The organism is Aeromonas enterica, from assembly GCF_054052465.1.
Genome location: NZ_JBSTYL010000027.1, coordinates 49,956 through 56,863 on the forward strand (window position 1 = coordinate 49,956; position 6,908 = coordinate 56,863).

Annotated in this window: 5 protein-coding genes; all 5 read left to right on the forward strand. The window is 48.3% G+C overall.

Translation table 11 applies throughout. The features are described 5' to 3' along the window. The first annotated feature begins 1 nt into the window (after position 1). Entirely contained in the window at positions 2-1,144 is a 1,143-nt protein-coding gene (locus ACW5XD_RS20615; RefSeq protein WP_408855164.1) for a hypothetical protein, read from the forward strand. Beyond that, the gene (locus tag ACW5XD_RS20620; protein WP_252377465.1) at positions 1,141-2,826 is read left to right on the forward strand and encodes an ATP-binding protein; all 1,686 of its coding nucleotides are present in this window, start codon (positions 1,141-1,143) and stop codon (positions 2,824-2,826) included. The genes ACW5XD_RS20615 and ACW5XD_RS20620 overlap by 4 nt, the downstream gene beginning before the upstream one ends. Next, a complete protein-coding gene (locus ACW5XD_RS20625; protein ID WP_456496489.1) occupies positions 2,819-3,397 on the forward strand; it encodes a hypothetical protein in 579 nt (192 codons plus the stop codon). Before ACW5XD_RS20620 ends, ACW5XD_RS20625 begins: the two co-directional genes overlap by 8 nt. Then, positions 3,394-4,866 carry a protein kinase domain-containing protein gene (locus tag ACW5XD_RS20630; RefSeq protein WP_456496490.1) on the forward strand — a complete coding sequence of 491 codons (1,473 nt, stop codon included), beginning with the start codon at positions 3,394-3,396 and terminating at the stop codon, positions 4,864-4,866. Before ACW5XD_RS20625 ends, ACW5XD_RS20630 begins: the two co-directional genes overlap by 4 nt. Before the next feature lie 693 nt (positions 4,867-5,559). Continuing rightward, positions 5,560-6,582 (forward strand): tyrosine-type recombinase/integrase, encoded by a 1,023-nt coding sequence (locus tag ACW5XD_RS20635; RefSeq protein ID WP_456496491.1) that lies wholly within the window; start codon positions 5,560-5,562, stop codon positions 6,580-6,582. Positions 6,583-6,908: the final 326 nt, after the last annotated feature.

A 6,908-nucleotide genomic window follows, 5' to 3' on the forward strand; every position in this document is an offset into this window, starting at 1 on the left:
GATGAAAACAACCAATCTTGCACAAGCACTGGCTATTGATAGTCAGTTGAGATTGCCTGGCAGTGCTGGTCGCTTACTCAAACAGATTCGGGATATTGAGCAAATGGCGCCCCTATTTCGGGATGCAGGCTTAATTAAGTCGGTAAAGCGACCATCAGTCGTCAATCTCGCGGTCTCCGGTATAGCGAGTCATTCATGTATTCACCGTGCTTTGGGGGGATTTATCTATGCCTCCGCTGCGGTAAGAACAGATCTGACGATACAGGATAATAAGGTCAGCACTGCTGGATCTGATTCTGTATCTGAGCTTGATGATATTGATTTCGAAGCACAGAGAAAGCGCCTCGATTTGGTGGAGATGCGGCACAGCTATGCCCTAGTGGAGCGGCTGCTGCAACAGAAGGGTTCTGCCAACCTGATTCTTATTGATACCCCGTTGTTCATTGATCGTGACATGGTCCCATTGAAACGGAACGTGCGGCACTGGGCTGAATTTGAAAAGACTAGGGATACAATCGAGCGGTTTTGGCAGAATAACCGAGCATCCCTGTTTCCATGGAATCCGGAAGGCCCTGTCCTCACCAGCATTCTGGCTGAGCGATTCTCTGCCATTGTCAGTATCGCTCGGCAAGATTTGCGCACAGAAGAAGGCCGTAAGCATATTTTAACCAGCGACGGTTTTGCGCCGAACACGGCTGCCTTGCTCGAAGGATTGGAAGAGCGTCTTAGCGGCATTGGCGATACTCGTTTTATCAATGGCATATTGGGTAACTTCACCCGAACTATCGCTTTTCGGATGACCGAGAATCGATCACGAATGGAGCCTGCTGGTGAGGTGGGACAAGGAGTCATTGGCTTTCACTTTCGCAGTGCGCGCTCAAGTCAAATAAAACTGGCCCAGTTGGCTGGAGAAGAATCCGATTGGAATTCCACCTTGCTGGATACAGTGGCATCCCGATTGATGATTCTGGATATGCAAAGCAGGAAGCAAGCAATGCCATTGCCGCAGCTGTTAAGTCGGCAGCAACTCAATATTCTCGAAAAATTCACTGCCTACTATCAGCAAGGGTTAAATGAAGCTCTGCGTAGTAATGATGTTGAAAGTACGTGGTTATCCGGTCTCGATGAAGGGTTTGAATCATGAAACACAAGGTACTTGGAAAGCTGGTTGGCAATACCGGTGACGCAGCGCAACTGACGATGGTGGTTCAGGATTCCTTTTCCGTACGCCGAGGGGAGTTTGTCCGCATCATGCATCAGGAACGCGCCGATGAAGGCGTTGTGCCTGTGCTCGGACGAGTTACCAGAATTACTCGAACTAATATGCTGTTCAATGCTGGCTTTGGCGATGGCGTGACTGAGCTCGAATTACTCCCGGGCGCCAGCGTTACTGGCGAGAATCTCTATGCAAATGTTGAACTGGTTGGTTACCGCGATCCGGTGTCTCGTCAGATAAAAATTCCGCGCCGCCCGCTCGATCCCGGCGCTGCCGTTGAAACGGTGGATTTTCAATTTTTAAGCGACTTCTACGAATTCAACGAACACTCGAGTTTGCACCTAGGAAATCTCGTTGGGTATGAGCGCGGCGATAACACAGTGCCCGTCTTTTTAGACGTAAACAAACTGGTCACTGAGCATATGGCCGTTTTGGCGATGACTGGTTCAGGTAAGTCCTACACAGTTGGCCGTATCATTGAACGCTTGGTGGCACTGAACAATGGAACTGTTGTTGTTTTCGACCCGCATGGTGAATATGGAAAAGCCTTGGCAAAAGGGCAATTGAACTTCTCAGAAGGCCTGTCAGAAAGCGAAGATGGACGCGATCGCACTACGCTTCCGAAAATCCGCGAGACCTTGGAACGATTACAGCAAGCTGGAGCGGGAATCCATGTTTACACACCACAAAATGATTCGTTCAAGCACAAATACGCAGGCAAAAACACCCAGCTTGCGCTGCAGTTCGATCACTTTGAAATGGATGATGTGGCAGAGATTCTGCCAGGACTGACCGAGCCGCAGCAACGTGTTCTTGATGTGGCGTTGCGCTACTGGCGAACAGCAGACAAGACTGAGCCAAGAGATATCAATCGCCTTCGATATCTTCTCGGTGATGGCATTGAAGAGTTACGAGAATGGGATGATCTTTCTGAAGCAGAAGGCAAAGCATTAAACGGCCGCAGTGCGGCTGTGACTTCGATGAAGTTGTCTCGAGTACTCAACGAAGCGCAAAGTTTCTACTCTGCGGCTATGGCCGCCCCGACCGATGTTTACAAAATGGTCGGCCGCCCTTCGAATAAACAGGGGCGTCTCGTTGTGATCGATCTGCAAGGGCTGAGTGATACGGCCAAACAGGTGATCTGCGCGCTACTTTCCAGTGAGATTTTACGTGCTGCGTCCAGCAAAACAGATCCACTGCGACCTTGTTTCCTGGTTTATGAAGAAGGACATAATTTTGCTCCTGCCGGCGGAAATGCGGTCAGTCACCGGATCATCAAGAAAATTGCTGGTGAAGGGCGCAAATTTGGCGTTGGCTTTGCCATTGTTAGCCAGCGTCCATCAAAATTGGACGCAGATGTGACATCACAGTGCAACACCCTGATTACCATGCGACTGAAAAACCCGGACGACCAGCGCTTTATCGCAAAAGCGTCTGACATGGTAAGTAAGGCCGACTTGGACGAGTTGCCTAATTTGTCAACGGGTGAGGCTTTGGTATGTGGGCGATCTATTCCTGCTCCACTCTTGGTTAAAGTGGGTGGCAAGGCTCTGATACACGGCGGAGAATCGCCTGAAGTGCTGCGAGTTTGGGGAAGCTTTGGTGACTGATCTCGTAGGGCGTATTTGCGCAGAAATGTCCTCACTCGAGTTTGTCGGTCGCAGTTACCCCATGCTGTCTAGCTGGGGGGTTCGTGACGAGGATGTCTTAATTCACAGCTTAGGTTGCAGTGCTTGGAATCAGCTAGGATATGAACTTGGTTTTATGGCGGTAACCGAGTATCCGGTGCCGATGACGCATGGTGCTGATATTCGTTCTGACTCAACCTGGTTTTGCCGAACGAAACGGACGCCTGATGTCTTGATTGAGTTTGAACGCTTCGATGGAACCGCTCGGGGGAAAAAAAAGCTCGACGAGAAGCTTTGCAATTTACTCGAGGCATCCATGAGGTGGGGTGATGCTCCTTCAGTGCTGATTCTTTCGGCCTGGAGCAAGGGGGTTGTCTCTGCGCCAAATAAAGATGTGCTTCTACAGAGATGTCGACAAGGTTTCAAATCGTCGGTTGGTGTGCTGGTCCCGGCAATACGAAATACAGCTGTTATTTTTAACCGGTTTATTTTTGAGATTGAGCCCAGTGGAACTCTACTTCTCAAACAGATTCGTAGTGAGAGGTTGATGTGAAAATTAAGTCTGCACACTTTCTGCCAGGTACCAATAAACGCTTAGGCAATAGGTATCTCTTGCTCGAATGTCTCGGTGACGGCAGTCATGGTTGGGTATGGCGGGCGGAGAGACTGTCAGACAACACCATTGTCGCGGTGAAGATACCTAAAGACCTGACTAAAGATGATCGTCTACTTGCCGAAGGAAAAGAGCTTCTAACAGTAGATCAACATCCTAATATCGTTCGGATTTGTGATATGGGGAGAATTCCTCCAGAGAACGAATGGTTCTTCATAGAAATGGAGTACTTTCCGAGTCAAAGCCTTGCTCAAAAACTGGAGCAAAGAGATAAACATTTCGGTAACACGTTTGAGTGGCTGTTCGGCATATATGCGCAGGTGCTTGACGCTGTTGGTTTTTTGGCAACTTTACCAACCCCTATTTCGCATGGCGACATCAAACCACATAATATTCTTGTGGGTGCGGGAGATTTGGTGAAGTTGACTGACTTTGGAAGCTCCGCTCTTCCCGAAGAAATTTATGTCCGAACTCGGGAAAATGGGGGTACAGTTCTGTATGCTGCACCAGAGTTTTCCGATAGTGTTTCTCGCAAAGGAACATTTGAGGATTTATTGAGAGGTGATATCTACAGCCTCGGTGTTCTTTTATATCAATTGTTAACTGGACAGCTCCCGCATGACACACCTTCTCAGGTGCGCCGCCATGCACCCTTCAAGCGCCCCAGTGAAATCAACACCAACATTGTTCCTGCTGTGGATGCACTGATCCTGAGGTGCATGAGGAAATTACCGTCTGAGCGATACTGCGATATTGAATCTCTTCGATCCGATTTTGAGCTGGCAAGGCAAAAGCAATTAAGCGCTCCACAATACACCGTAACGCCATCAGGCGGGCAGGTCTCTACGGATTGGTCAACATCGGTTGTTACGGCCTTGGAGGAAAAAGACTACCTAAAGGCCGCAAAAGTAGCTGGGAGTGAGTTTACTCGCAACCATGATTTTACTGCTTTGGTACAGCAACTGAATGCGCTCTATCGTGCAAATAGACTGTTTGATTTTGAAGAGGTATTCCTCCGAGAATACAAAAGCGGCCTACAGGGGAGTGATCAACAATCAATCCGATTGATTGGCATAAAGGCGTTTCTTACGCTTCGAAAAACTAATCCAGCAAAAGCTCTTATTCAGGAGGCAGAAAGGCTGGATGGTGAGTCGCTAGAGCTTGATTTTCTGCGTGCAACGTTGTTTGGATTGGAGGCTAATTTCTCGGAGGCACGCGAAGCGCTTGAGGTAATAAATAGAAAGTGTCCGAGTAAATCTCACGTTCTAATCCGCTTGATCCAAGTTTGTGAACAGATGCGAGACTATTCCGCTGCTGCTGGCTATCTAAAGCATGCTTTGCGCATCATCAATAATTCGGTGGAGTTGGAATCTAAGCGGCAGTTTTACCAGGGATTAGGACTTTGGTAAATGGAAGGTATGTTCTCTGAATGGTAAATAAAGTGGGGGATGAACGTGTAAATCGCTATCAAAATCCCCCGGAAAGTGAGCGGTTGTCATTGGAAGTTGGTTTATGGTTGGCCTGGTGTTGCTCAAAAGTGAGAATAGACAAGGGCTGCATCGCTACGAGCTTTGCTACATCTGGTACCGATAATATTTGCGGGGGGATTACCGTTTCAGTGATGCATGCTTGCCCAGGCTAAATCAGCCAGTATGATGCCCCTCTTCATATAACGGTCATCATCACGCAAGATGCTGCTCAGCAGTGGCTCCACCTGTGCAAGCAGTTCACGGGTGTCTGCAGCCTGCTCGATATCTGGTTGTTGTAGTAGGTTCTCGCTCTGAGAGTTGGCAACCCCTTACAAAGAGGGCGGCCTTGTCCCTCAGCATGTAGCTTCTTTGCTGCTTGGCCTTGGCCAATTGAACCAGATCGGTACTGGGTGTCGATACATGCAGGACGGTAGCACTAAAATATTATTGGTATACGGGTAGGTATATGATGAAATTTTTACAATGTGCATTTGTTGATTTTAAAGGCTTTGGTGTGCCATCTTCGATTCCGGCCTCGGCACCATTAAGTTGATGATTTTAAAATAAAAGCTCTAACTCTGTCAGTGCGAGTCAACATCCCATTAGGCGCAATCAGGCGTAAGGATGTTGAAAATGGCAAAAGTACAAGAACGACAAGGCGCAAAAGGTAAAACCTACCGTGTGGAATTCATGCGGGAGGGTTCTCGCGTATCTAAAACATTTCGCCTTAAAAAAGAGGCGGAAAAATTCGCCGCTTTAATCACCCTCAATGCTGACTTGGCTGGAACACTGGCTAACGTTACGCTCAATACTCTATCCCTCCAAAGTGCTATAGCTGAGTACCTCGACCAGCACACCGGCAAAGACCCCAACGTGAAAGGGCGTCTCAACTGGTGGGCCTGTGCGATTGGTGCAGACAAGTTAATCGGCAAAATCACAAAACAAGACGTTAAAAAATGCCTTCAGGCGATGCTTGACGATGGCATGGCTACGGCTACCCATAATAGGTACAAGTCCGCACTGTCCTCCGTGTTCGAGTTCATAAACGACCGCTACGACTGCCAGCACAACCCCGCCCGCCAGATCAAACAAATCAAAGAAGCCCGCCAGCGTGAGCGATTCGCATCCCGTGAGGAACTGGAGCGACTATTAGCAGCCTGCAAGGTAAGTCAGTGGGAGCGTCTGCACCTGCTTGTGCTGATGGCCGTCAGCACTGGGGCTCGCCGTTCTGAGCTCCTGGGGCTACGCTGGAGCGCGATCAACTTCCAAGACAAGACAGCATACCTAAGCGACACTAAGAACGGCACAGACCGTGTTTTGCCGCTCACTGGCGACTGTCTGAACGAGCTGGCCGCCTTTCGTGAAATAGGGAATGGCTGGTTGTTCCCACATCCTGATGATTCCCTATTCCCTTTCAAGCACTTCGATAAGCATTGGTACGCCGCATTGGCACAGGCAGAGATCACCGGCTTGGTGTTCCACGGTCTGAGACACACAACCGGCAGCTACCTGGCTATGAGTGGACAACCTCTGTCAGTGATTAAAGAGGTACTGGGCCACAAGACCATTGTCACTACTCAAAGATATGTCCACCACTCCGTTGAGAGTAAAAAGGCGGCGGTGGATGAGGTTTTTGGAAATATTTTAAATAAATAATCCAATACTTATTAATTGAATTAAAGAATTTTGTATTAGGTGAAATATATAAATGGGATAAAATCGAGTAAGCCACTTTACATTTTCACTAGGCTGATATAAAAGGGCTTGCAATATGAATTACGCTGAATCAATATGGCAGTCGTTGGCTCGCACTGACTAAGTAATTTAATTAAATCACTTTTCTGAGGGTATATATATGAACAAGGTACAAGAACTGGCTATGGACTTAAATAAGGCTATGTCCCAATTACGTGTTGCATGGGGTGCCCCAGCGCCTCATGCAAACACGCTTTGATATTTACTCCCCTTCCGTAACGCTCCAG